Origin of the sequence: Pantoea sp. 18069 (genome assembly GCF_902706035.1) — a bacterium.
Classification (GTDB): Bacteria; Pseudomonadota; Gammaproteobacteria; order Burkholderiales; family Burkholderiaceae_C; genus Comamonas.
The window spans coordinates 1-22,656 of sequence record NZ_CACSJA010000024.1 but is presented as its reverse complement, the minus strand read 5'-3'; the positions used below and the strand labels follow the sequence as shown (position 1 = coordinate 22,656).

General features: G+C 66.6%; 16 protein-coding genes and 3 tRNA genes. 13 read left to right on the top strand and 6 right to left on the bottom strand.

Features of this window, described 5'->3' with window-relative positions; translation table 11 throughout:
• The first annotated feature begins 4 nt into the window (after positions 1-4).
• Positions 5-1,255: an imidazolonepropionase gene (gene hutI, locus GVL12_RS17690; protein ID WP_159916433.1), complete on the top strand. Its 1,251-nt coding sequence runs from the start codon at positions 5-7 to the stop codon at positions 1,253-1,255.
• Positions 1,252-2,655, top strand: coding sequence for a formimidoylglutamate deiminase (locus tag GVL12_RS17685; protein ID WP_159916431.1), 1,404 nt, complete (start codon positions 1,252-1,254; stop codon positions 2,653-2,655). The genes hutI and GVL12_RS17685 overlap by 4 nt, the downstream gene beginning before the upstream one ends.
• A 164-nt stretch (positions 2,656-2,819) precedes the next feature.
• On the opposite strand, the gene purL is transcribed toward GVL12_RS17685, so the two are convergent.
• Positions 2,820-6,821, bottom strand: coding sequence for a phosphoribosylformylglycinamidine synthase (gene purL / locus GVL12_RS17680; protein ID WP_159916429.1), 4,002 nt, complete (start codon positions 6,819-6,821; stop codon positions 2,820-2,822).
• A 146-nt stretch (positions 6,822-6,967) separates the two neighbouring features.
• Between purL and map the strand changes: the two genes are divergently transcribed.
• Together map and GVL12_RS17670 are read left to right on the top strand one after the other, a co-directional pair.
• The gene (gene map / locus GVL12_RS17675; protein ID WP_159916427.1) at positions 6,968-7,783 is read left to right on the top strand and encodes a type I methionyl aminopeptidase; all 816 of its coding nucleotides are present in this window, start codon (positions 6,968-6,970) and stop codon (positions 7,781-7,783) included.
• A 227-nt stretch (positions 7,784-8,010) separates the two neighbouring features.
• Positions 8,011-10,602 (top strand): [protein-PII] uridylyltransferase, encoded by a 2,592-nt coding sequence (locus GVL12_RS17670; protein ID WP_159916425.1) that lies wholly within the window; start codon positions 8,011-8,013, stop codon positions 10,600-10,602.
• A 216-nt stretch (positions 10,603-10,818) separates the two neighbouring features.
• On the opposite strand, the gene def is transcribed toward GVL12_RS17670, so the two are convergent.
• Positions 10,819-11,358 carry a peptide deformylase gene (def, locus tag GVL12_RS17665; RefSeq protein ID WP_159916423.1) on the bottom strand — a complete coding sequence of 180 codons (540 nt, stop codon included), beginning with the start codon at positions 11,356-11,358 and terminating at the stop codon, positions 10,819-10,821.
• Between the two features lie 129 nt (positions 11,359-11,487).
• Between def and GVL12_RS17660 the strand changes: the two genes are divergently transcribed.
• From GVL12_RS17660 to GVL12_RS17635, 6 genes are all read left to right on the top strand, one after another.
• Positions 11,488-11,871, top strand: a complete 384-nt coding sequence (locus GVL12_RS17660) for a YbaN family protein (RefSeq protein ID WP_200843871.1) — start codon at positions 11,488-11,490, stop codon at positions 11,869-11,871.
• A 74-nt stretch (positions 11,872-11,945) separates the two neighbouring features.
• Positions 11,946-12,021, top strand: a tRNA-Asn gene (locus GVL12_RS17655).
• A gap of 56 nt (positions 12,022-12,077) precedes the next feature.
• Positions 12,078-12,153 (top strand) — tRNA-Asn (locus tag GVL12_RS17650).
• Positions 12,154-12,196: 43 nt separating this feature from the next.
• Positions 12,197-12,272 (top strand) — tRNA-Asn (locus tag GVL12_RS17645).
• 181 nt (positions 12,273-12,453) lie between these two features.
• A complete protein-coding gene (locus GVL12_RS17640) occupies positions 12,454-13,329 on the top strand; it encodes a TauD/TfdA family dioxygenase (RefSeq protein WP_159916419.1) in 876 nt (291 codons plus the stop codon).
• A 57-nt stretch (positions 13,330-13,386) separates the two neighbouring features.
• Positions 13,387-14,430, top strand: coding sequence for a tripartite tricarboxylate transporter substrate binding protein (locus tag GVL12_RS17635; protein ID WP_159916417.1), 1,044 nt, complete (start codon positions 13,387-13,389; stop codon positions 14,428-14,430).
• A gap of 145 nt (positions 14,431-14,575) precedes the next feature.
• Here GVL12_RS17635 and GVL12_RS17630 read toward each other — a convergent pair whose 3' ends face one another.
• Positions 14,576-14,878, bottom strand: coding sequence for a hypothetical protein (locus GVL12_RS17630; protein ID WP_200843864.1), 303 nt, complete (start codon positions 14,876-14,878; stop codon positions 14,576-14,578).
• A 193-nt stretch (positions 14,879-15,071) separates the two neighbouring features.
• Between GVL12_RS17630 and aat the strand changes: the two genes are divergently transcribed.
• From aat to GVL12_RS17615, 3 genes are all read left to right on the top strand, one after another.
• A complete protein-coding gene (aat, locus tag GVL12_RS17625; protein ID WP_159916415.1) occupies positions 15,072-15,812 on the top strand; it encodes a leucyl/phenylalanyl-tRNA--protein transferase in 741 nt (246 codons plus the stop codon).
• The gene (locus tag GVL12_RS17620) at positions 15,809-16,582 is read left to right on the top strand and encodes an arginyltransferase (protein ID WP_159916413.1); all 774 of its coding nucleotides are present in this window, start codon (positions 15,809-15,811) and stop codon (positions 16,580-16,582) included. The genes aat and GVL12_RS17620 overlap by 4 nt, the downstream gene beginning before the upstream one ends.
• 131 nt (positions 16,583-16,713) lie before the next feature.
• Positions 16,714-17,475, top strand: coding sequence for an IclR family transcriptional regulator (locus tag GVL12_RS17615; protein WP_200843863.1), 762 nt, complete (start codon positions 16,714-16,716; stop codon positions 17,473-17,475).
• A gap of 82 nt (positions 17,476-17,557) precedes the next feature.
• Here GVL12_RS17615 and pbpG read toward each other — a convergent pair whose 3' ends face one another.
• The 3 genes from pbpG to leuA all read right to left on the bottom strand — a co-directional run bounded on the left by pbpG (position 17,558) and on the right by leuA (position 22,072).
• On the bottom strand, positions 17,558-18,661 hold the full coding sequence (pbpG, locus tag GVL12_RS17610) for a D-alanyl-D-alanine endopeptidase (RefSeq protein ID WP_159916409.1): 1,104 nt from the start codon (positions 18,659-18,661) through the stop codon (positions 17,558-17,560).
• 116 nt (positions 18,662-18,777) lie between these two features.
• Positions 18,778-20,316 (bottom strand): 2-isopropylmalate synthase, encoded by a 1,539-nt coding sequence (locus GVL12_RS17605; RefSeq protein ID WP_159916407.1) that lies wholly within the window; start codon positions 20,314-20,316, stop codon positions 18,778-18,780.
• Positions 20,317-20,401: 85 nt separating this feature from the next.
• The gene (gene leuA, locus GVL12_RS17600) at positions 20,402-22,072 is read right to left on the bottom strand and encodes a 2-isopropylmalate synthase (RefSeq protein WP_159916405.1); all 1,671 of its coding nucleotides are present in this window, start codon (positions 22,070-22,072) and stop codon (positions 20,402-20,404) included.
• Positions 22,073-22,656: the final 584 nt, after the last annotated feature.

The following is a 22,656-nucleotide window of genomic DNA, read 5'->3' as shown; positions in this document are numbered from 1 at the left end:
CGCCATGCCCGCGCCCACACCTCCTGCCCCCCTGCGCTGCGCCGATGGCTGCTGGCAGCCGGTGCGGCTCGCGCCCGACATGTACCATGCCGATGCGCCCGTGCGCGCCGGCGAGGCCGCATGCATCGTGGTCGACCAGGGACGCATCGCCTGGGTCGGCCCCCAGGCCGCCCTGCCCGCCCACCATGCCCATCTGCAGCAGCACGCCGGCCAGGACTGGCTGGCCACGCCGGGCCTGGTCGACTGCCACACGCATCTGGTCTATGGCGGGCAGCGCGCCGATGAATTCGCGCTGCGGCTTGCGGGCGCGAGCTATGAGGAAATCGCACGCGCGGGCGGCGGCATTGTGGCCACCGTGCGCGCCACGCGCGCCGCCAGCGAGGACGAACTGCTGGCCCAGGCCCTGCCGCGCCTGCGGCAATTGCTCGCTGAAGGCGTATGCGCCATAGAAATCAAGTCGGGCTACGGGCTATCGCTCGCCCAGGAGCGCAAGCAGCTGCGCGTCGCGCGCCGGCTGGGCGAACTCTGCGGCGTGACGGTGCGCAGCACCTTCCTGGGCGCGCATGCGCTGCCGCCCGAGTACGCGGGCCGCAGCCAGGCCTATATCGACCTCGTCTGCGCGCAGATGCTGCCCGCGCTGGCCGCCGAAGGCCTGGTCGATGCGGTCGACGTGTTCTGCGAGCGCATCGCGTTTTCGCTGGCAGAAACCGAACAGGTCTTTTGCGCGGCCCGGCGCCTGGGCCTGCCCGTCAAGCTGCATGCCGAACAGCTGTCCAACATGGAAGGCGCGGCGCTGGCCGCGCGCCATGGCGCGCTGTCGTGCGACCATGTCGAGCACCTGTCGGCCGCGGGCATCGCGGCCATGCGCGCCGCGGGCACGGTTGCCGTGCTGCTGCCGGGCGCGTTCTACACGCTGCGCGACACGCAGCGCCCGCCGATCGAAGCGCTGCGCGCGGCCGGCGTGCCCATGGCCGTGGCCAGCGACCACAACCCCGGCACCTCGCCCTACCTGAGCCTGCTGCTGATGGCCAACATGGCCTGCACCTTGTTCGCGCTGACCGTGCCCGAGGCCCTGGCCGGCATCACGCGCCATGCCGCGCGCGCACTGGGCCTGCAGGACTCGCATGGGCTGATCGCCGCCGGGCGGCCCGCGAATTTCGTGCTCTGGCCCGTGCAGCAAGCCGCCGAACTGGCCTACTGGCTGGGCCACAGGCCGGCGTGCCGCATCGTGCGCCAGGGGCGCATCGCCGCATGAATGCCGCCGCGCTCGTGGCCCCTGTGCGCGCGCTCTGGGCCGAAGACGCGCTGCTGCCCGGCGGCTGGGCGCGCGAGGTGCTGCTGCGCTGGGATGCGGCCGGGCATATCGCGCAGGTCGAGGCGGGCGTGCCTGCGCCCGCAGGCGTGGCGCGCGCGGCCGGGCCGCTGCTGCCCGGCATGCCCAATCTGCATTCGCATGCGTTCCAGCGCGCGTTGGCGGGCCTGACCGAATTGCGCGGCCCCGCGCCGGACAGCTTCTGGGGCTGGCGTCAGCGGATGTACGCCTTTGCCAACCGCATCACGCCCGAGTCGCTCGAAGCAATCGCGGTGTGGCTGTACCTCGAGATGCTCGAGGCCGGCTATACCTCCGTCTGCGAGTTCCATTACCTGCACCATGCCGAAGGCGGCAAGCCCTATGCCGATGACGCGACGCTGAGCCTGGCGCTGCTGCGCGCCGCGCGCCGCGTCGGCATCGGCATGACGCTGCTGCCCGTGCTCTACCAGCGCAGCGGCTTCGGCGCGCCGCCCGCACCCGAGCAGGCGCGCTTCATTCTCGGCACCGACAGTCTGCTGGCCCTGCTGCAGCGGCTGGCGCCTGTCGCCCACGCCCAGGGCGCGGCGCTGGGCCTGGCGCCGCATTCGCTGCGCGCCGTGCCGCCCGAAAGCCTGCAGGCCGGCGTGGCCGGATTGCATGCGCTGCTGCCCCAGGCCCCGGTGCATATCCACATGGCCGAGCAGACGCGCGAAGTGCAGGAGTGCCTCGCGTGGAGCGGACTGACGCCGGTGCAATGGCTTCTTGACCATGCGCCCGTCGATGCGCGCTGGTGCCTGGTGCATGCGACCCACATGACCGCCGAAGAACATGCGGGCGCCGCGCGCAGCGGCGCCGTGGCCGGCCTGTGCCCCAGCACCGAGGCGAATCTGGGCGACGGCATTTTCGACCTGCCGCAATGGCTGGCGCATGGCGGGCGCTGGGGCCTGGGCTCCGACAGCCACATCTGCGTCAACGCGGCCGAGGAGTTGATGCTGCTCGAATACGGCCAGCGCCTGCAGCGGCGCGAACGCAATGTGCTGGGCAGCGGCGCGCAGCCGCAGGTCGCGACCGCCATGATGCTGCAGGCCGTCGCGGGCGGCGCCCAGGCCGCGGGCCGCCCGATTGCCGGGCTCAGCGCAGGTCAGCAAGCGGATTTCGTGGTGCTGGACGCCGCGCACACCGCGCTGTGCGGACTGCCCGCCGACAGCGCGCTGGCGGGCCATGTGTTTGCCAGCCACCGCAGCTCGGCCGTGCATGCCGTGTGGGTCGCCGGCCAGCAGCGCGTGCTGCCCCACGGCCATGCGCTGCGCGCCAGCGCCCGGGCCGCGTTCATCCGCGCGCGCCGGCAACTGCTGCAGGCATGAGGCGGCGCGTGGACGCGCGCGCCCGTCGCACCCCACGCTGTTTCCTGATAACGCCTGGCGAGACCTCGTCTCGCTTAGCTCGCTCAAGGAGAACGGCCCCTCTAAAGCATTGAAATCAGAGGGGGGCCGGCCAGGCGGCAAAGCCGCTCAGGGGGTGCTTCCGGTCATCCGACCCACTTGCGGGCGTTGCGCCACACGCGCATCCAGGGGCTGAACTGGCTCTTGTCGCCCGTGGTCCAGCTCATCTGCACGTTGCGGAACACGCGCTCGGGGTGGGGCATCATGGCCGTGAAGCGGCCGTCGGCCGTGGTCACCGCGGTGAGGCCGCCGGCGCTGCCGTTCGGATTGAACGGGTACTGCTCGGTGGGCTGGCCGTGGTTGTCGACGTAGCGCATCGCGGCCAGCGCCTGGGCGGCGTTGCCGCGCTCGCTGAAGTTCGCAAAGCCTTCGCCGTGGGCGACGGCGATCGGCAGGCGGCTGCCGGCCATGCCCTGCAGGAACAGGCTGGGCGACTCGAGCACTTCGACCATGGACAGCCGCGCTTCAAAGCGGTTGCTCTGGTTCTGCGTGAAACGCGGCCAGTCCTGGGCGCCGGGAATGATCTCGGCGAGTTCGGCAAACATCTGGCAACCGTTGCAGACACCCAGGCCGAACGTATCAGCGCGGCCGAAGAACTGCTGGAACTCCTGCGACAGGCGTTCGTTGAAGGTGATCGAACGCGCCCAGCCAATGCCCGCGCCCAGCGTGTCGCCGTAGCTGAAGCCGCCGCAGGCAACGACGCCGGCGAAGTCCTGCAGCCTGGCGCGGCCGGTCTGCAGATCGGTCATGTGCACGTCGACGGCTTCGAAGCCGGCTTCGGTGAACGCATAGGCCATTTCGACATGCGAGTTCACGCCCTGCTCGCGCAGCACGGCAACGCGTGGTTTGGCGAGGTTCAGGAACGGTGCGGCCACATTCTCCTGCGGGTCGAACGACAGTTCAAGATGCATGCCGGGATCGGCGGGCTCGCCCGCGGCCGCGTGCTCGGCGTCGGCGCAGACCGGGTTGTCACGCTGCTGCGCGATCTTCCAGCTGACCGCGTCCCAGACCTGGTGCAGGTCGCTGAGCGAGGCGCTGAACACCGACTTGGCATCGCGCCAGACCTGCAACTGGCCCTTGCCGGCGTCAATGGTGCTCGACAGCGGACGGGTCTTGCCGACGAAATGGCTGCACTGCGCCAGGCCATGCTCGCGCAGCGTCTGCATCACGGCATTGCGCTCAGACGTCCTGACCTGCAGAACGACGCCGATTTCCTCGTTGAACAAGGCTTTGAGCGTGAGTTCCTCGCGCCGGCCGCTGACCTGCTGCGCCCAGTTCTTGCTGTCGCCGCTGTCCATGCGGCTGTCGGAAATGCCGTCGCCTTCAACGACCAGCATGTCGACGTTCAGCGCCACGCCCACATGGCCGGCAAAGGCCATTTCGGCCGCCGTGGCCAGCAGGCCGCCGTCGCCTTTGTCATGGTAGGCCAGGATCTTGCCTTCGGCGCGCAGCGCGTTGACCGCGCTGACCAGCTGCACCAGGTCCTTGGCGTCGTCGAGGTCGGGCGTTTCGTTGCCGCTTTGATTGAGCACCTGGCCCAGGATGGAGCCGCCCATGCGCATCTTGCCGCGGCCCAGGTCGATCAGCACCAGGGTCGTGTCTTCTTCCTGCGCGTCAAGCTGGGGCGTGAGCGTGGTGCGCACATCGTCGATGGACGCGAAGCCGGTGATGATCAGGCTCACGGGCGAGGTGACCTTCTTGGTCTGGCCGTCTTCCTGCCACTGCGTGCGCATGGACAGCGAGTCCTTGCCCACGGGAATGGAGATATCGAGCGCGGGGCACAGCTCCATGCCCACGGCCTTGACGGTCGCGTACAGCGCCGCGTCTTCACCGGGCTCGCCGCAGGCGGCCATCCAGTTGGCCGACATCTTGACGCGCGGCAGTTCGATGGGCGCGGCCAGCAGGTTGGTGATGGCTTCGGCCACGGCCATGCGGCCCGAGGCCGGCGCGTTGATGGAGGCCAGCGGCGTGCGCTCGCCCATGGCCATGGCCTCGCCCGCGAAACCGCGGTAGTCGGCCAGCGTCACGGCCACGTCGGCCACGGGCACCTGCCAGGGGCCGACCATCTGGTCGCGGTGGGTCAGGCCGCCGACGGCGCGGTCGCCAATGGTGATCAGAAAGCGCTTGGACGCCACCGTGGGGTGGGCCAGCACATCGATCACGGCCGATTCCAGCGCCACGCCGGTCAGGTCCATGGCCGGCAGCTCGCGCACCAGCGTGGTCACGTCCTTGTGCATCTTGGGCGGCTTGCCCAGCAGCACGTTCATGGGCATGTCGACCGGGAATTTCTGGTCGCCGGCGACCACGGCCGTGTCTTCGAGCACCAGTTGGCGCTCTTCGGTGGCCGTGCCTATCACCGCAAACGGGCAGCGCTCGCGCTCGCAGAACGCGGTGAACTGGGCCAGCGACTCGGGCGCGATGGCCAGCACATAGCGTTCCTGGCTTTCGTTGGACCAGATTTCCTTGGGTGCCAGGCCCGATTCCTCGAGGTTGACCGCGCGCAGATCGAAGCGTGCGCCGCGGCCGGCGTCGTTCGTGAGTTCCGGGAAGGCATTCGACAAGCCGCCCGCGCCCACATCGTGGATGGCGAGAATGGGGTTGGCGTCGCCCTGCTGCCAGCAGTGGTTGATCACTTCCTGCGCCCGGCGCTCGATCTCGGGGTTGCCGCGCTGCACCGAGTCGAAGTCGAGTTCGGCGGCGTTGGTGCCCGTGGCCATGGAGCTGGCCGCGCTGCCGCCCATGCCGATGCGCATGCCGGGGCCGCCCAGCTGGATCAGCAGCGAGCCCGCGGGGAATTCGATCTTCTTCGTCTGGTCCTTGTCGATCACACCCAGGCCGCCGGCGATCATGATGGGCTTGTGGTAGCCGCGCAGCACGCCGCCGACTTCCTGCTCATATTCGCGGAAATAGCCGGCCAGATTGGGACGGCCGAACTCGTTGTTGAACGCCGCGCCACCCAGCGGGCCTTCGGTCATGATCTGCAGCGGGCTGGCGATGTGCTCGGGCTTGCCGACCGTGCTGCCCCACAGCTTGGAAACCGTGAAGCCGCTCAGGCCGGCCTTGGGCTTGGAGCCGCGGCCGGTCGCGCCTTCGTCGCGGATTTCGCCGCCATTGCCCGTGGAGGCGCCGGGGAAGGGAGAAATCGCCGTGGGGTGGTTGTGCGTCTCGACCTTCATCAGCACATGGTGGGTCGCGGCCTGCTTCACATAGCTCGGTGCGCTGCCTTCGCCCGCATCGAGCCGCGCGACAAAGCGTTCGACCTGGTGGCCTTCCATGATCGATGCGTTGTCCGAGTAGGCGACCACGGTGTGCTGGGGCGACACCTGGTGGGTGTTGCGGATCATGCCGAACAGCGACTTCTCCTGCGCCACGCCGTCGATGGTGAAGCTGGCGTTGAAGATCTTGTGGCGGCAATGCTCGGAGTTGGCCTGGGCGAACATCATCAATTCCACGTCGGTGGGATTGCGCTTGAGGCCCTGGAAGGCATTGACGAGGTAGCTGATTTCGTCTTCGGCCAGCGCCAGGCCCCAGGCCTTGTCGGCCGCGAGCAGCGCGGCCGCGCCGCCGCCCAGCACATCGACGAAGGCCATGGGCTGGGCCTGCAGTTCGGTGAACAGCTTGGCGGCTTCGTTGCGCGAGGTCATGACCGACTCGGTCATGCGGTCGTGCAGCAGCGCCGCGACCTGGCCCAGTTGCTCGGCCGTGAGTTCGGGCGTACCGCCGAGCAGGCCGGTCTTGAGCTGGATGCGGTATTCGGTCACGCGCTCCACGCGCTGGATGGCCAGGCCGCAGTTGCGCGCGATGTCAGTGGCCTTGGAAGCCCAGGGCGAAATCGTGCCCAGGCGCGGCGTGACCACGATGGCCAGGCCGTCATCCGGGCCCGCATAGGGCTCGCCATAGGTCAGCAGCGCTGCCAGGCGGCTGTGCGCGTCGGCATCGGGTGCGGTCTCGGTTGCCACGAGGTGCACGAAGCGCGCGGCCACACCGCTGATCTTGGGGTGGATCGCCTCCAGGGCGGAGAGCAGTTGTTGGGCGCGGAAAGAGCTCAGGGCGTTGCCGCCCTCCAGCTGGGTCAGATGCAAAGTCACGTGGCAGCCTGTCGGGAATATGAGGCGTGGAGACGGCGCACCCGAAGAAGGTGCGCCGTGGGCGATGGCCGGCATTTTACCGGTGCGCGCGCCGCCGCGCAGCCCTGATACCAGCAGGCCTGGAGGTGCAATGGGATAATTGCGCGATGAGCATCACCATCAAAACCGCCGAAGACATAGCAGGCATGCGCGTCGCCTGCCGTCTGGCTTCCGAAGTGCTGGACTATATTGCCCCCCACATCAAACCCGGAATCACCACCGCCGAAATCGACCGCCTGGGCGCCGAATGCATGGCCAGCCAGGGCACGGTATCCGCCACCATAGGCTACCAGCCGCCGGGCTACCCGCCCTACCCCGGCCATCTGTGCACCTCGGTCAACCACGTGGTCTGCCACGGCATTCCCAACGACAAGCCGCTCAAAAAAGGCGACGTCGTCAACGTCGACGTCACCGTGATCACCCCCGAGGGCTGGTACGGCGACAACTCGCGCATGTACATGGTCGGCGAATGCTCGATCGCGGCCAGGCGCCTGTCGCAGCTCACGTTCGAATCGATGTGGCTGGGAATCCAGCAGGTCAAGCCCGGCAATACGCTGGGCGACATAGGCCACGCGATCCAGCGTTTCGCCGAAGGCCATGGCCTGTCGGTGGTGCGCGAGTTCTGCGGCCACGGCATAGGCAAGAAATTCCACGAAGAGCCGCAGATCCTGCACTACGGCAAGCCCGGCCAGGGCACCGTGCTCGAAGCGGGCATGGTCTTCACCATCGAGCCCATGCTCAACCTGGGCAAGCGCGACATCAAGGAACTGGGCAAGGACGGCTGGACCATAGTCACCAAGGACCACAGCCTGTCGGCCCAATGGGAACACACGCTGGTCGTGACCCCGACCGGCTACGAAGTCATGACGCTGTCGGCAGGCTCTCCCGCGCTGCCCGAGTTCGTGACCACGACCTGCTGCTGAACGGGCGACGCCATGCGCGGCGCGCACCAGGAGCGCGCATGATTCTTGCGAGCAAGAGCGCTTGGCACGACCCAGCAAATCGAAGATTTGCGGTTGAGGCTAGGCGCGGCCGGCTAGGCGCGTTGCCGCAGACAGTGCGAGTAGCACGGCAAGGCAGCGCAACGACGCCTCAAGGGTTGTGTCATGCGCTCCAAGGCTGCGGGTCTTTTCCTTTTAACCTATTGACCATGAATCCTCTGCACGCCCTGCGTGACACCTACCGCCGTGACAAGGCCGCCCTCGTGGCCGCCCTGCTCACGCCCGCCACAACCAGGCGCAACATCCACCAGGCACTGCACCAATTGAGTGCACTCGCCGACCGTTTGCTGTGCCGGCTCTGGGACCAGGCCGAACTGCCGGCCGACGCCGCGCTGCTGGCCGTGGGCGGCTATGGCCGCGCCCAGCTGTTTCCCGGCTCGGACGTCGATGTACTGGTGCTGCTGCCCGTGGACGCGCAAGCCAGCCAGGGCACTGCGCTCGCGGCGCAGCTCGAGCAATTCATAGGCAGTTGCTGGGACGCGGGGCTGGAGATCGGCTCGAGCGTGCGCACCACGGCCGAATGCCTGGAGGAATCCGAGCGCGACGTGACGGTGCAGACCGCGCTGCTCGAAGCGCGCCGCATCGTGGGCAGCGCCGCGCTGTTCGAGGAATTCAGCCGCCAGTACCGCGCGCAGATGGACCCGCGCGCATTCATGGTCGCCAAGACGCTGGAAATGCGCCAGCGCCACAACAAGTACGAAAACACCCCCTACGCGCTCGAGCCCAACTGCAAGGAATCGCCCGGCGGCCTGCGCGACCTGCAATACATCATGTGGCTGGCGCGCGCCGCGGGCCTGGGCAACAACTGGCGCGAACTGGCCACCAACGGCCTGGCCACCGAACTCGAAAGCCAGCAGCTCGAAGCCAACGAGGCCTTGCTGAGCCTGATACGCGCGCGGCTGCACGCGATTTCGGGGCGGCACGAAGACCGGCTGGTGTTCGACCTGCAGACCGCGGTCGCCGAAAGCTTCGGCTTTGAATCGACCGCGCCCGACGGCCAGCGCCTGGCGCTGCGCGCGAGCGAAACGCTGATGCGCGAGTACTACTGGGCCGCAAAGGCAGTCTCGCAGCTCAGCCATATCCTGCGCCTGAACATCGAGGAGCGCGTCAACCCCTGCTCCTACGAACTGGTGCCGCTCAACGAGCGCTTCTTCAACAAGGCGGGAATGATAGAGATCGCCAGCGACGACCTCTACGAGCGCCACCCGCACGCGATTCTCGAGACTTTCCTGGTCTACGGCACCCATGTCGGCCTCACGGACCTGTCGGCGCGCACGCTGCGCGCGCTCTACCATGCGCGCGGCCTGATGGACAGCGGCTTTCGCCACGACCCGGTCAACCGCGCAACCTTCCTCAAGATCCTGCAGCAGCCCAGCGGCCTCACGCATGCGATGCGGCTGATGAACCAGACGTCGGTGCTGGGGCGCTACCTGTGGCCGTTCCGGCGCATCGTCGGCCAGATGCAGCACGACCTGTTCCACGTCTACACGGTAGACCAGCACATCCTCATGGTGCTGCGCAACATGCGCCGCTTCTTCATGGCCGAACATGCGCACGAATACCCGATGTGCTCGCAGCTCGCGGGCGGCTGGGACAAGCCCTGGCTGCTGTACCTCGCGGCGCTGTTCCATGACATAGGCAAGGGCCGCGGCGGCGACCATTCGGTGATAGGCGCCGTCGAAGTCAAGCGCTTTTGCCGTGCCCACGGCATAGCCAAGGCCGACGCCGCGCTGGTCGAATTCCTGGTGCGCGAGCACCTGAGCATGAGCCAGGTCGCGCAAAAGCAGGACCTGGCCGACCCCGAAGTGATAGGCGCGTTCGCCCAGCGCGTGGGCGACGAGCGCCGGCTCACCGCGCTGTACCTGCTCACCGTGGCCGACATCCGCGGCACCAGCCCCAAGGTCTGGAACGCCTGGAAAGGCAAGCTGCTCGAAGACCTGTATCGCGCGACGCTGCGCGTGCTCGGCGGGCGCGCGCCCGACGCCGCGGCCGAGATCGAGTCGCGCAAGCGCGAAGCCCTGGTGCAGCTGGCGCTGTCGGCCCAGCCGTTCGAGTCGCACAAGAAGCTCTGGGACACGCTGGACGTCAGCTACTTCATGCGCCACGAAGCCGCCGACATCGCCTGGCACACGCGCCACCTGTCGCGCAATGTGGGCGCGCCCCACCCCATCGTGCGCACGCGCAAGTCGCTGGCCGGCGAAGGCCTGCAGGTACTGGTCTATGCGCGCGACCAGGCCGACCTGTTCGCGCGCATCTGCAGCTATTTCGATCGCGCGGGCTTCAGCATTCTCGACGCGCGCGTGCACACTGCGCGCAACGGCTATGCGCTGGACACCTTCCAGATCGTCGCGCCGGCCATGCAGGAGCGCTACCGCGAGCTGATGAACCTGGTCGAAACCGAGCTGGTCCAGACCATAGAGCGCGGCGGCGAACTGCCCGAGCCCACGCAGCGGCGCGTTTCACGCCGCGTCAAGAGCTTTCCCATGGTGCCGCGCGTGAGCCTGAGCCCCGACGAAAAGGCCCAGCACTGGCTGCTGAGCATTTCCGCGATCGACCGCGCCGGCCTGCTCTACGTCGTCGCCCGCCTGCTCGCGCGCCACCACCTGAGCGTGCAGCTCGCCAAGGTCAGCACGCTGGGCGAGCGCGTGGAAGACACTTTCCTGATCGAAGGCGCGGAGCTGCAGCACAACGCCAGGCAGATTGCGATCGAGACGGAGTTGATTGAGGCGCTGTCGTTTTAGACCCCCACGCTCCCCCACTACGTGTGGGTCGCGCTGGGGGGCGCAGCCCCCCAGGAGCTTGGGGCGGCCCGGCGGCGGCTCGATTCGCGCTTCGCAGACGCTCTGCTTGTGCATGCAGCGCCCACCGCTAAAACAGTTGTCGCCAGAGCCAGCCGCAGGTGGATCCAGTGAAGGGCGTTTCAGGGCGCAATTCTCGCCTTAAGCTGACGGTTTGCCTCAATCATCCTCCGCCGCGCTGATGCCCGGAAACAGCACTTCCGTGAAGCCGAACTGCGAAAAATCCGTCATGCGCATAGGGTACAACTTGCCCCAGACATGGTCGCATTCGTGCTGCACCACGCGCGCATGGAAGCCGCAGGCCGTGCGGTCGATGGGGTCGCCGTACTGATCGAAGCCGGTATAGCGGATATGCTGCCAGCGCGGCACCATGCCGCGCATGCCGGGCACCGACAGGCAGCCTTCCCAGTCGTTCTCCAGTTCCTCGCCCAGTGGCGTGATCTGCGGGTTGATCAGCACCGTGCGCGGCACCACCGGCGCGTCGGGGTAGCGCGGATTGGCCGCGCCCGAGCCGAAGATCACCACCTGCAGGTCTTCGCCGATCTGCGGCGCGGCCAGGCCTGCACCATTGGCCGCGGCCATGGTGTCGAGCAAGTCCGTGACCAGCAGATGCAGGGCATCGGTGTCAAAGGCCGTGACGGGCTGGGCCACGCGCAGCAGTCGCGCGTCGCCCATCTTTAAGATAGTGCGTACTGTCATTAGAAATCCTTGCCAATGCGGGCAAGCATAGCGCGCCGCCTGCAGGCCTGCGTCCCCGCTGCACAATAGGCCATGCCCGAAACCCCGCAGCCCGCCCCCGCTCCTGCGCCCAGCGTGCCGCCGCTGCGCATGCTGGCGTCGCGCCCGCTGCGCTGGCTGCTGCAGGCCTGCGCCTGGCTCAGTCTTGCGCTGGGCATCGCGGGCGTCTTCATTCCCGGCCTGCCGACAACGGTCTTCATCCTGATCGCCGGCTGGGCTGCGGCGCGCAGTTCCGAGCGGCTGCACCGCTGGCTATGGCGCCACCGGCTGTTCGGCCCCATGCTGCAGGACTGGGCCGCGGGCGGGCGCGTGAGCCGGCGCGCGAAATGGAGCGCGAGCGCCGCCATGGCCCTGGGCGCGATCGTGGTCTGCTGGGCTCCCGTGCCATCGTGGGCACGCTGGTTTTCGCTCAGCAGCATGGCCTGCGTGCTGGCCTGGCTCTGGTCGCGGCCCGAGCCGGGCGCCGCGCCATGAGCGCGAAGAAAAATCGCAAAAATTGCCCATCTTTTCCGAAGACGGAAAATTTCATCCTATAATTCAAGTCTTCTTCCTCAATAGCTCAGTTGGTAGAGCGCCGGACTGTTAATCCGTAGGTCCCTGGTTCGAGCCCAGGTTGAGGAGCCAAGAATTTCCTGCCCTGCAATCGCACAGGGCATAGCGTCAAGTCAGTACCAAAATATTCCTCAATAGCTCAGTTGGTAGAGCGCCGGACTGTTAATCCGTAGGTCCCTGGTTCGAGCCCAGGTTGAGGAGCCAAAATTTCAGCCCTGCAATTGTACAGGGCGCCCAGTGAAGATATTCCTCAATAGCTCAGTTGGTAGAGCGCCGGACTGTTAATCCGTAGGTCCCTGGTTCGAGCCCAGGTTGAGGAGCCACAAAAGCCAAGCAGTTTTGACTGCTTGGCTTTTTTTTCGCCTGCGCGCGCGAATGCCTTCACGGCGGAGTGGCGCGCAGGCCCTAAATCGTTTTCCAACTATGGAAATGATTTTTTCTGCATTCCCTCCATCAGCGGAGTTGCATAGCATCGGGATCTCGCCTCCCGCTACGCCACGCACCATGACCCACGCCGCAACACAACAGCTCCGCGCCATCCCACTCGGTGAAACGATTGGCGCCCAGATCGACGGAATCGACCTCGCCTCGCCGCTCGACGACCAGGCCGTGGCCTTTCTCAAGGACGCCTGGGACCGCCATCTGGTGCTGCGCTTTCGCAGCCAGGCGCATCTGAGCCTGCAAGGGCATATTGCCTTTTCACGCCATTTTGGCGCGCTCGACAAGCGCCCGATCGCGAGCAAGGCAATGCATGCAAGCGCCCAGGAGCTGCCCGAGGAAATCGCCGTGATCTCCAACGTGAAGATAGACGAGCAGCCCATAGGCGGCCTGGGCGACGGCGAATCCGTCTGGCATGCCGACATGACCTACAACCCCATGCCGCCGCGCGCTGCGCTGCTGCATGCGCATGAAGTTCCGGCCAGCGGCGGCGACACCCAGTTCCTGAACCTCTACGCAGCCTATGAAAGCCTGCCCACGGAGCTCAAGCAGACCATCGCGGCCCTCGAGTGCATCCATGATGCAAGCCTGAACAGCGCCGGCGAACTGCGGCTGGGCTTCGAGCGTGTGACCGACCCGCGGCATACCGTGGGTGCGCGCCACCCGCTGGCGCGCACCCACCCGGTGACCGGCCGCAAGAGCCTGTACCTGGGCCGCCGCCGCAATGCCTATATCCCGGGTCTGTCGCTCGCCGACAGCGAGGACCTGCTCGACACCCTCTGGGCACACGCCACACAGGACGCTTTCACCTGGCGCCAGCAATGGCAGGCCGGCGACCTGGTGGCCTGGGACAACCGCGTCACGCTGCACCGGCGCGATGCGTTCGACCCCCATGCCCGCCGCCTGATGTACCGCACCCAGGTCAGCGACCGCGCGCTCTAGGCGCCCCCATTTCCCCCCCACGGCCACCACCCTCCCTCGGGACGGTGGAGCTGCCGCATGCCCTTCTTACGAATGTTCGACACCGCCATGATCCATCGCACCACGCCCCGCCCGACCTCACGTTTTTCCCGGGGCGTCCTGACCTGCCTGCTGGGGCTGGGCCTCTACGGCACGCTGGCCACGACCGCCAGCGCCAATGACAAGCAGACTGCGGCGCTGCGCCCGATCAGCATCATCGTGGCCGGCCCCGCGGGCGGCGCGACCGACGGTGTCGCCCGGCTGATTGCCGCGCGCATGGGCGTGACGCTGGGGCAGGACGTGATCGTCGACAACAAGGCGGGCGCCGGCGGCGTGATCGGCACCAAGTTCGTCGCCCAGGCCAGGCCCGACGGCCACACGCTGCTGCTGGGGCACATCGCCACCAACGCCATCGCGCCCGCCGTGCATACGCCGCGCCCCTATGACCCGGTCGCGGACTTCGAATCCATTGGCTTCATCGGCAGCACCGCGAGCGTGCTGGTCGTTCCCGGCAAGGGCCCGACGACGCTCAAGGCCTTGCTCACACCCCATGGCGATGCGCCGATCAGCTACGGCTCGACCGGCATAGGCGGCACCGCGCATCTGCTCGGCCATGTGTTCGGCCAGGCCACGGCCGCGCCCTTGCTGCATGTGCCCTACCGCGGCAGCCCGCCGGCGCTGCAAGACCTCGTGGGCGCACGCATCAGCATGATGTTCGCGACCGCGGGCGCGGTCGCGCCCTATCTGGAATCGGGCATGCTCAAGCCCCTGGCCGTCGCCTCGAACAAACGCAGCCGCTTTCTGCCGGACGTGCCCACCTTCAAGGAATTGAACTACCCGAATGTGGTGCAGGAAGGCTGGTTCGGCCTGTTCTCCGCCGCGGGCACGCCCACCGAGACCGTGCGCAAGCTCAACCAGCACCTCAACACCGCGCTGTCGGATCCCGCGGTGCGCAAGGGGCTGGAACAGCTGTTCGTGGAAGTCGGCGCGCCCGCGGGCCCGGAAAATTTCAGGACCTTTGTGCAAAAGGAAGCCGCGCATTGGGCCGGCGTGGTCGCCAGCTCGGGCGTGAAGACGGAGTAAAAAGGCTGCCGGGGGTCTGCGCATGCCCCCTTCTTGTCGCAAAGCACGGCAAAAGCCGTCAGCAGAAGTACAGCGGCTTTTCAGTCGCCCTCATCGACCGGCGCTTACCTTCAGTGGCCAAAGGAACAGCGCTCGGGACTGCGCGTCACGCCGCGCGCACCACCGACGGCGCAGGCACGGAGGCCGGCGCCACGGCCGTCGGCTCCATCCTGGCCGGCGTCAGGCCCTTGGCCGCACTGTGCCGGCGCATCGCCTGTTCTTCCCACTCGTGCAGCTCCTGCTCGAGGCGCTGGGCGCGCGCTGCATACATCTCCGCGGACGACTGGTAGTACTCGGCAGCAATCGAATGCTCGAGCATGGCCATGCGCGCCTCCTGGAGATAGACCCGCGTGCGACGGATATAGCGTGGTTCGGACAAGCTTCCACCAAAGATTCTGCTGAACAACATGTCGACTCCTCCTTCACGGCTTCTGCGCAACACAGGCATTTGCAACGCTTGCCGATAGACGTAAATTAAGCGCTGACCGGCATGGCCACTGTCAACACAAGACACCATCGCCTGTAGGATGCCCTCCTACTCCGCACATCCGAACCTTCTGCCCTGCGCCTGCGAGAATTCAACCGCCCCCTGGAACGCCCCCATGTCCAAATCCCTCGCCTGGCTAGCGCCGCACGACCCGTTTCCCGGCATTGAACAGACCTGGGGCGACAGCGATCCCATTCCCGGCCTGCTCGCCGCGGGCGGCCAGCTCGATGCCCAGCATCTGCGCAGCGCCTACAGCCAGGGAATCTTTCCGTGGTTCAGCGCGGGCCAGCCGATTCTCTGGTGGTCGCCCGACCCGCGCATGGTGCTGCAGACCGACGCTTTCCGGGTGCACCGCTCGCTGCGCAAGACGCTGCAGCGCTTTCGCGCCACGCCCGGCTGCGAAATCCGCATCGACAGCGCGTTCGAGACCGTGATCCGCCACTGCGCCCAGACGCCGCGCGACGGCCAGGACGGCACCTGGATCGTCGAGAGCATCGTCGAGGCCTATTGCGAGCTGCACCGGCAAGGCGATGCGCACAGCGTGGAAACCTGGGTCGACGGCCGGCTCGTCGGCGGCCTGTACTGCGTGGCGCTGGGGCAGGCGGTGTTCGGCGAGTCGATGTTCGCGCATGCGAGCGACGCCTCGAAAATCGCGCTGGCCGCACTGGTCGCGCTGTGCCGCCGGCATGGCGCCGCGCAGATCGACTGCCAGCAGGCCACGCCCCATCTGGCTTCGCTGGGCGCGCAGACCATGCCGCGCCGGGAGTTTCTGGCCGAAGTCGAGCGCCAGCGCCGCAAGCCGCGCATGGATTGGCACTTCGACGCCGTATACTGGGACTGGCTGAGCCCCGCATGACGCAACTCAACGACCTCCCTCTTCAGGCACTGCAGTTCTACGCGACTGCCGCTTATCCCTGCAGCTACATTGCGGGGAGGATGGCGCGCTCGCAGGTGGCCACGCCCAGCCATCTGATCCAGAACGCGACCTACTCCGAGCTGGTCACCATGGGTTTTCGGCGCAGCGGCATGTTCACCTACCGGCCCTACTGCGACGGCTGCCGCGCCTGCGTTCCGCTGCGCGTGCTCACAAGCGCCTTTCGCCCCGACCGCAGCCAGCGCCGGGCCATGGCCCGCCACCAGGACCTGCAGGTCTCGATCTGCCGCCTGAGCTTCAGCGACGAACACTACCAGCTCTACCTGCGCTACCAGCGCCAGCGCCACAGCGGCGGCGGCATGGACGAAGACCGCATCGACCAGTACACCCAGTTCCTGCTGCAAAGCCGCGTCAATTCCCGGCTGGTGGAATTTCGCGCGCCCGCGACCGGCGATGCGCCGGGCACGCTGAAGATGGTGTCCATTCTGGACGTGCTCGAAGACGGCCTGTCGGCGGTCTACACCTTCTACGAGCCCGAGCCGCATGTGAGCTACGGCACGTTCAATGTGCTGTGGCAGATAGACCAGGCGCGCACCATGGGCCTGCCTTACGTCTACCTCGGCTACTGGATCGAAGGCAGCACGAAGATGGATTACAAATCGCGTTTTCTGCCGCATGAAGTACGCCACCAGGACGTCTGGGAGCGTATCGACCGGGCGCCGCGCGCCGCGCGCGACGAACCGGTTTTGTAGGCGCGCATCGACCATCGCGCGCAGGCCTGCGGGCAGGCGCTAGAATCGCCGCATTGCCGCCCCGCTTCCGCATTATGAAAATAACCGATCCCGGCACTCCCGTTGCACCCAGCGTACAAGTTCTCGAACGCATGTTCACCCTCATCGACGTGCTGGCCTCGCGCGAGGAAGCCGTGTCGCTCAAGGAAATCAGCGAGAAAACCGGCCTGCACCCGTCCACGGCCCACCGCATCCTCAACGACCTGACCATAGGCCGCTACGTCGACCGCCCCGAGTCGGGCAGCTACCGCCTGGGCATGCGGCTGCTCGAACTCGGCAACCTGGTCAAGGCGCGCCTGAACGTGCGTGAAGCGGCGATGGTGCCCATGCGCCTGCTGCACAAGCAGATCCAGCAGCCCGTGAACCTGAGCGTGCGCCAGGGCGATGAAATCGTCTATGTGGAGCGCACCTACAGCGAGCGCTCGGGCATGCAGGTGGTGCGCGCCATTGGCGGCCATGCACCGCTGCACCTGACCTCCACGGGCAAGCTGTTCCTCGCCGCCGACGACCCGCAGCGCGTGCGCGCCTACGCCACGCGCACCGGTCTCGCGGGCAATACGCACAACTCCATCACCCAGCTGGGCATGCTCGAGCACGAACTCGCCAAGGCGCGCCAATACGGCATTGCGCGCGACAACGAAGAACTCGAACTCGGAGTGCGCTGCATTGCCGCAGGCATTTATGACGACCAGGGCAAGCTGGTCGCGGGACTGTCGATCTCGGCACCCGCCGATCGCATAGACGACGGCTGGCTGCCCCGTCTGCAGTCCACGGCCGCGGAAATCTCGATGTCGCTGGGGTTTGCGGGCTGGCGTTCCGTCGACGGCATGCCCGCGAGCAGCACAGCAGGCTGAAACTGGCGCGGCCCAGCGTGGGGGCACAAGCCAAGGGCGGCCCATGCCGCGAAGGCGCTCAGGGCGGCCCGCGCAGGGGGTGCTAGCCTTTAATCTTGTGGCTGGCCAGGATGGCTGTCGCGCCCGATTGGTTCTCGACCCAGTGGCGCACGCGCTCGGCGTCGGCCAGGCGGCTGAACTTGCCGGCCGAATCGAGGAACACCATGATCAGCTTGCGGCCCGCGACTTCGGCCTGCATCACCAGGCATTGACCCGCTTCGGAGATATAGCCGGTCTTTTGCAGACCGATTTCCCAGGCGGGACTCTTCACCAGGCGGTTGGTATTGTTGTATTGCAGCGTGCGCGGGCCCTGGGCCACTTCGTAGCCGGGCGAAGTGCTGAGCTCGCGCACCAGCGGGTCGCCATGGGCCACGTTGACCAGCACCGCGAGGTCACGCGCGCTCGACTGGTTGCGGCTCGACAGGCCCGTGGGCTCGACGTACTTGGTGTCGGTCATGCCCAGCAGCTTGGCCTTGACGTTCATCTGCATCACGAACGCCGCGAGGCCGCCGGGGTAGGTCCGGCCCAGCGCATGGGCGGCGCGGTTCTCGCTCGACATCAGCGCCAGGTGCAGCATTTCGCCACGCGTGAGCGTCGCGCCCACGCGCAGGCGCGAGCTGCTGCCTTTTTCGGTGTCCACGTCGTCCTGGGTGATGGTCAGGACTTCGTCCATGGGCAGTCGGGCCTGCGAGATGATCAGCCCGGTCATGAGCTTGGTCAGCGAAGCGATGGGCAGCACCGCATGGTCGTTCTTGCTCAGCAGCACTTCGTGCGTTTCCTGGTCCACCACCAGGGCCACGCTGGACTTCAGGTCGAGCGGGTCGGTAACGTCATGCAGGCCGGCGAGCTGGCCAAACGACTGGCGCGCAGGGGCGTAAGCGACGGCCCGCACCGGGGCGCGGGCGCTGCTCGCGACAGCGCGGCCGGCCTTGCCCCCAGCCACCTGCTTGCGCGGCGCGGCCTTGGCCTTGGAGGTGTTGACGGCCTTGCTGGCACGCGCAGGCTTGCTCGCGCTGCTGGCCTGCTGCTTTTTCGCCACTTTCTTCTGCTGCGCCGAAGCCCCGGAAAAGGCCAGCGCTCCGCTCAGTGCAAAGGCGGCCGAGACCTGAAAGAGGCGGGCAATCACGGTGCGGTGACGGTGGTGCATTCAAATGCTCCAAGCAGCAAAAATAGAAAAACAGTGAAGCCGAATCAAAAAAGCCGCACAAAACAACAAGTTGCACGACCTTTTTGAGAATGTGAGTGAGATTATAGTTCCGACCGTCAGCCTTGCGCTACCACCATTTCGCTGCTGCTGTGCAATTTATTCAAGGCACTGAGGTAGGCCTTGGCCGACGCGACCACGATATCGGGGTCAGCGCCCACTCCATTGACCACGCGCCCGCTGCGTTGCAGGCGCACCGTGACTTCGCCCTGGCTCTCGGTGGAGTCGCTGATGGCGTTGACCGAATACAGCACCATGTCGGCGCCGCTTTGCACCTGCGACTCTATCGCCTTGAAGGACGCATCTACGGGCCCGTTGCCATCCGACTCGGCCTTGATCTCCACGCCATCGCGGCTGAAGACCACGCGCGCATGCGGACGCTCGCCGGTCTCGCTGTGCTGGGCCAGCGAGACAAACACGAACGGGTCATGGTGGCCCAGCGCGCCCTGCTCGCTGACCAGGGCCAGGATGTCCTCGTCGAAGATCTCGCTCTTGCGGTCGGCAAGTTCCTTGAAGCGCGAAAATGCCTCGTTGACCGCGGCTTCGCTGTCGAGGTCCACCCCCAGATCCTGCAGCCGCTGGCGGAACGCATTGCGGCCGCTGAGCTTGCCCAGCACGATCTTGTTGGCCGACCAGCCCACATCTTCGGCGCGCATGATTTCGTAGGTGTCGCGCGCCTTGAGCACGCCGTCCTGGTGGATGCCCGAGGCATGGGCAAACGCATTCGCGCCGACCACGGCCTTGTTGGGCTGGACGACGAAACCCGTGGTCTGGCTGACCATGCGGCTGGCCGCGAGAATGTGCTCGGTGGCGATGTTCACGTCCAGGCCAAAGTAGTCGCGCCGCGTCTTGACGGCCATGACCACTTCCTCGAGCGAGCAGTTGCCCGCGCGCTCGCCCAGGCCGTTGATGGTGCATTCGACCTGGCGCGCACCGCCGATCTTCACGCCCGCCAGCGAGTTGGCCACGGCCATGCCCAGGTCGTTGTGGCAATGCACCGACCAGATCGCCTGGTCGCTGTTCGGAACGCGCTCGCGCAGGCTGCGGATGAACTCGCCATAGAGTTCGGGAATCGCATAGCCCACGGTATCGGGCACGTTGATCGTGGTCGCGCCTTCGGCGATGACGGCTTCGATCACGCGGCACAGGAAGTCGGGATCGCTGCGGTAGCCGTCTTCGGGGCTGAATTCGATGTCACCGACAAGATTGCGCGCGAAGCGCACCGACTGGCGCGCCTGCTCGAGCACCTGTTCGGGCGTCATGCGCAGCTTCTTCTCCATGTGCAGCGCGCTGGTGGCGATGAAAGTGTGGATGCGCCCGCGCTGCGCGTCCTGGAGCGCTTCGGCCGAACGCGCGATGTCGCGGTCGTTGGCGCGCGCCAGCGAGCAGATGGTCGAGTCCTTGATGGTGCGCGCAATCGCCTGCACGGCCTCGAAGTCGCCCTGGGAGCTTGCGGCAAAGCCGGCCTCGATCACATCCACCTTGAGCCGCTCGAGCTGGCGCGCGATGCGCAGCTTCTCGTCGCGCGTCATGGAGGCGCCCGGCGACTGCTCGCCGTCGCGCAAGGTGGTGTCGAAAATAATGAGTTGGTCTGTCATATCCACGGCTCCAAAAAGAGGCATCTGCCGACACTTTACTCTCACAACTTCCGACACCGGCCCGGGGTTACCAGGCCTGCCTGGCTCAGGCGGCGGTGGCCACCGCGGCGACCGGAGCGCGCTCCAGGCCCGAGACAATGGCGCTGATCGACGCCGAGACGATGTTCGCGTCCATGCCCACGCCATACACCACATGCGCGTCGTCGATGCGCAGCTCGACATAGGCCGCGGCCTGGGCGTTGGCGCCCGCGCTCACGGCGTGCTCGGCATAGTCGAGCACGCGAATGCTGCGGCCCGTGGCTTCGCTGAGCGCGCCGACAAACGCATCGATGGGGCCCGAGCCTTCGCCGCTCAAGGCAAGCACTTCGCCGTTGATCAGGAACTCTCCGCTGATGGCGACGGTGCCACTCTCACCGCTCAAGCGGTACTGCGGGCGGCGCGCGGCATCGAGCCGGTATTCGTTCTGGAACAGGCTCCAGAGATTCTGCGCCGTCAATTCCTTGCCGCTGGCGTCCATTTCGCGCTGCACGGCCTGGCTGAACTCGATCTGCAGGCGACGCGGCAATTGCAGGCCGTACTCGCTTTCGAGCAGATAGGCGATGCCGCCCTTGCCCGACTGGCTGTTGACGCGGATCACGGCTTCATAGCTGCGGCCCAGGTCCTTGGGGTCGATGGGCAAATAAGGCATGTCCCAGATGTCGCCGTCCTGGCGCGCGCCGAAGGCCTTCTTGATCGCGTCCTGGTGCGAGCCCGAGAACGAGGTGTAGACCAGGTCGCCGACATAGGGGTGGCGCGGGTGCACGGGCAGCTGGTTGCAGTGCTCGACCGTCGCGCGGATGTTGTCGATCTGCGAGAAGTCCAGGCCCGGGTGCACGCCCTGGATGTACATGTTGAGCGCGACGTTCACGATGTCGAGGTTGCCGGTGCGCTCGCCGTTGCCGAACAGACAGCCTTCGAGGCGGTCGGCGCCGGCCATCAGCGAGAGCTCGGCCGCGGCCGTGCCCGTGCCGCGGTCATTGTGCGGATGCACCGACAGCACGATGGCGTCGCGCCGCTCAATGTGGCGGTGGGTCCACTCGACCATGTCGGCAAACAGGTTGGGCGTCGAATGCTCGACCGTGGTCGGCAGGTTGATGATGCACTTCTTCTCGGGCGTGGGCTGCCACACGGCCGTGACGGCGTCGATCACGCGCTTGGAAAAGGCCAGCTCGGTGTCCGAATACATTTCGGGCGAGTACTGGAAGGTCCAGTCCGTGCCCGGGTAGTCGGCCGCGATGTCCTTGAACAGCTGGGCATTGCTGCGCGCGAGTTCGACGATCTCGTCCTCGCTCATGTTCAGCACCACGCGGCGCATCACCGGCGCGGTGGCGTTGTAGAGGTGGACGATGGCGCGCGGCACGCCGACCAAGGCCTCGAACGTGCGGCGGATCAGGGGCTCGCGCGCCTGGGTCAGCACCTGCACCGTGACATCTTCGGGAATGCGGTTTTCCTCGATCAGCTTGCGCATGAACTCGAACTCGACCTGGGAAGCCGAGGGAAAGCCGACTTCGATTTCCTTGAAGCCGATCTCGACCAGTTGCTCGAACATGCGCATCTTGCGCGCGATGTCCATGGGCTCGATCAGCGCCTGGTTGCCGTCCCGCAGGTCCACGCTGCACCACACCGGAGGCTGGCTGATCACCGCGTCGGGCCAGGTGCGGTCAACGAGGCGGACAGGGGGAAATGCACGGTACTTGCTGGCGGGATTTTGCAACATCTTGGCTCTTTCGGAAAATTGAAAAGGGGGTGTGCACCAGCGTTCCACAAAACAAAACGGCCCGTCGCTGATGCTACGGGCCGTAAGTAGGGGGAATGCGCGCGCGCTACTAGATCTGCCCGTGGGACATGGTTAGTAGCGCTAGCGACAGGTTTTGCATGAGGATCACTTTAGCACAATTTTTGGGCAAGCCGTCAACCCGTTCTGTCGCCGGGCCGCGCCAAGACAAAAAAGCGCGCCCTTGGGGGGGGGGGGTAACGCCGGTCAGTGAAGAACCTGACCAGCCCGCTCTGCGGTAGAAGGGAATCTGCGCAGTCAGCTTCGTCATAGCACTCGCAGGCTGTCCCCCCTTCTGGCTGCGCCTGGCGCGCGCAGGGCCCGGGCTGGTCGGTGTGCCGAAGGACACACCGACTTCGTCATCTGACTCACCGCAGTTGTTCGAGCGCAGCGGCGTAGCCGCGTAGCGAGATGGTATGGACACCTCCCTCTTCTGCGCCGGCACTCGCAGAGTAGGGTCTCGCATCTGACGGCATCAAGTGCCAAAGTGGAGTTTTGAGCAACCACTTGCGAAGGAGGCCCCGAAA

What these genes read in the sequence shown, in the direction of transcription:
- GVL12_RS17635 (WP_159916417.1), top strand. Translation starts at nt 13,387, where the DNA reads ATGCCCTTCTTACGAATGTTCGACACCGCCATGATCCATCGCACCACG.
- aat (WP_159916415.1), top strand. Translation starts at nt 15,072, where the DNA reads ATGTCCAAATCCCTCGCCTGGCTAGCGCCGCACGACCCGTTTCCCGGC.
- pbpG (WP_159916409.1), bottom strand. Translation starts at nt 18,661, where the DNA reads ATGCACCACCGTCACCGCACCGTGATTGCCCGCCTCTTTCAGGTCTCG.
- leuA (WP_159916405.1), bottom strand. Translation starts at nt 22,072, where the DNA reads ATGTTGCAAAATCCCGCCAGCAAGTACCGTGCATTTCCCCCTGTCCGC.
- GVL12_RS17605 (WP_159916407.1), bottom strand. Translation starts at nt 20,316, where the DNA reads ATGACAGACCAACTCATTATTTTCGACACCACCTTGCGCGACGGCGAG.
- map (WP_159916427.1), top strand. Translation starts at nt 6,968, where the DNA reads ATGAGCATCACCATCAAAACCGCCGAAGACATAGCAGGCATGCGCGTC.
- GVL12_RS17630 (WP_200843864.1), bottom strand. Translation starts at nt 14,878, where the DNA reads ATGTTGTTCAGCAGAATCTTTGGTGGAAGCTTGTCCGAACCACGCTAT.
- GVL12_RS17670 (WP_159916425.1), top strand. Translation starts at nt 8,011, where the DNA reads ATGAATCCTCTGCACGCCCTGCGTGACACCTACCGCCGTGACAAGGCC.
- GVL12_RS17660 (WP_200843871.1), top strand. Translation starts at nt 11,488, where the DNA reads ATGCTGGCGTCGCGCCCGCTGCGCTGGCTGCTGCAGGCCTGCGCCTGG.
- GVL12_RS17685 (WP_159916431.1), top strand. Translation starts at nt 1,252, where the DNA reads ATGAATGCCGCCGCGCTCGTGGCCCCTGTGCGCGCGCTCTGGGCCGAA.
- hutI (WP_159916433.1), top strand. Translation starts at nt 5, where the DNA reads ATGCCCGCGCCCACACCTCCTGCCCCCCTGCGCTGCGCCGATGGCTGC.
- GVL12_RS17620 (WP_159916413.1), top strand. Translation starts at nt 15,809, where the DNA reads ATGACGCAACTCAACGACCTCCCTCTTCAGGCACTGCAGTTCTACGCG.
- GVL12_RS17640 (WP_159916419.1), top strand. Translation starts at nt 12,454, where the DNA reads ATGACCCACGCCGCAACACAACAGCTCCGCGCCATCCCACTCGGTGAA.
- GVL12_RS17615 (WP_200843863.1), top strand. Translation starts at nt 16,714, where the DNA reads ATGTTCACCCTCATCGACGTGCTGGCCTCGCGCGAGGAAGCCGTGTCG.
- def (WP_159916423.1), bottom strand. Translation starts at nt 11,358, where the DNA reads ATGACAGTACGCACTATCTTAAAGATGGGCGACGCGCGACTGCTGCGC.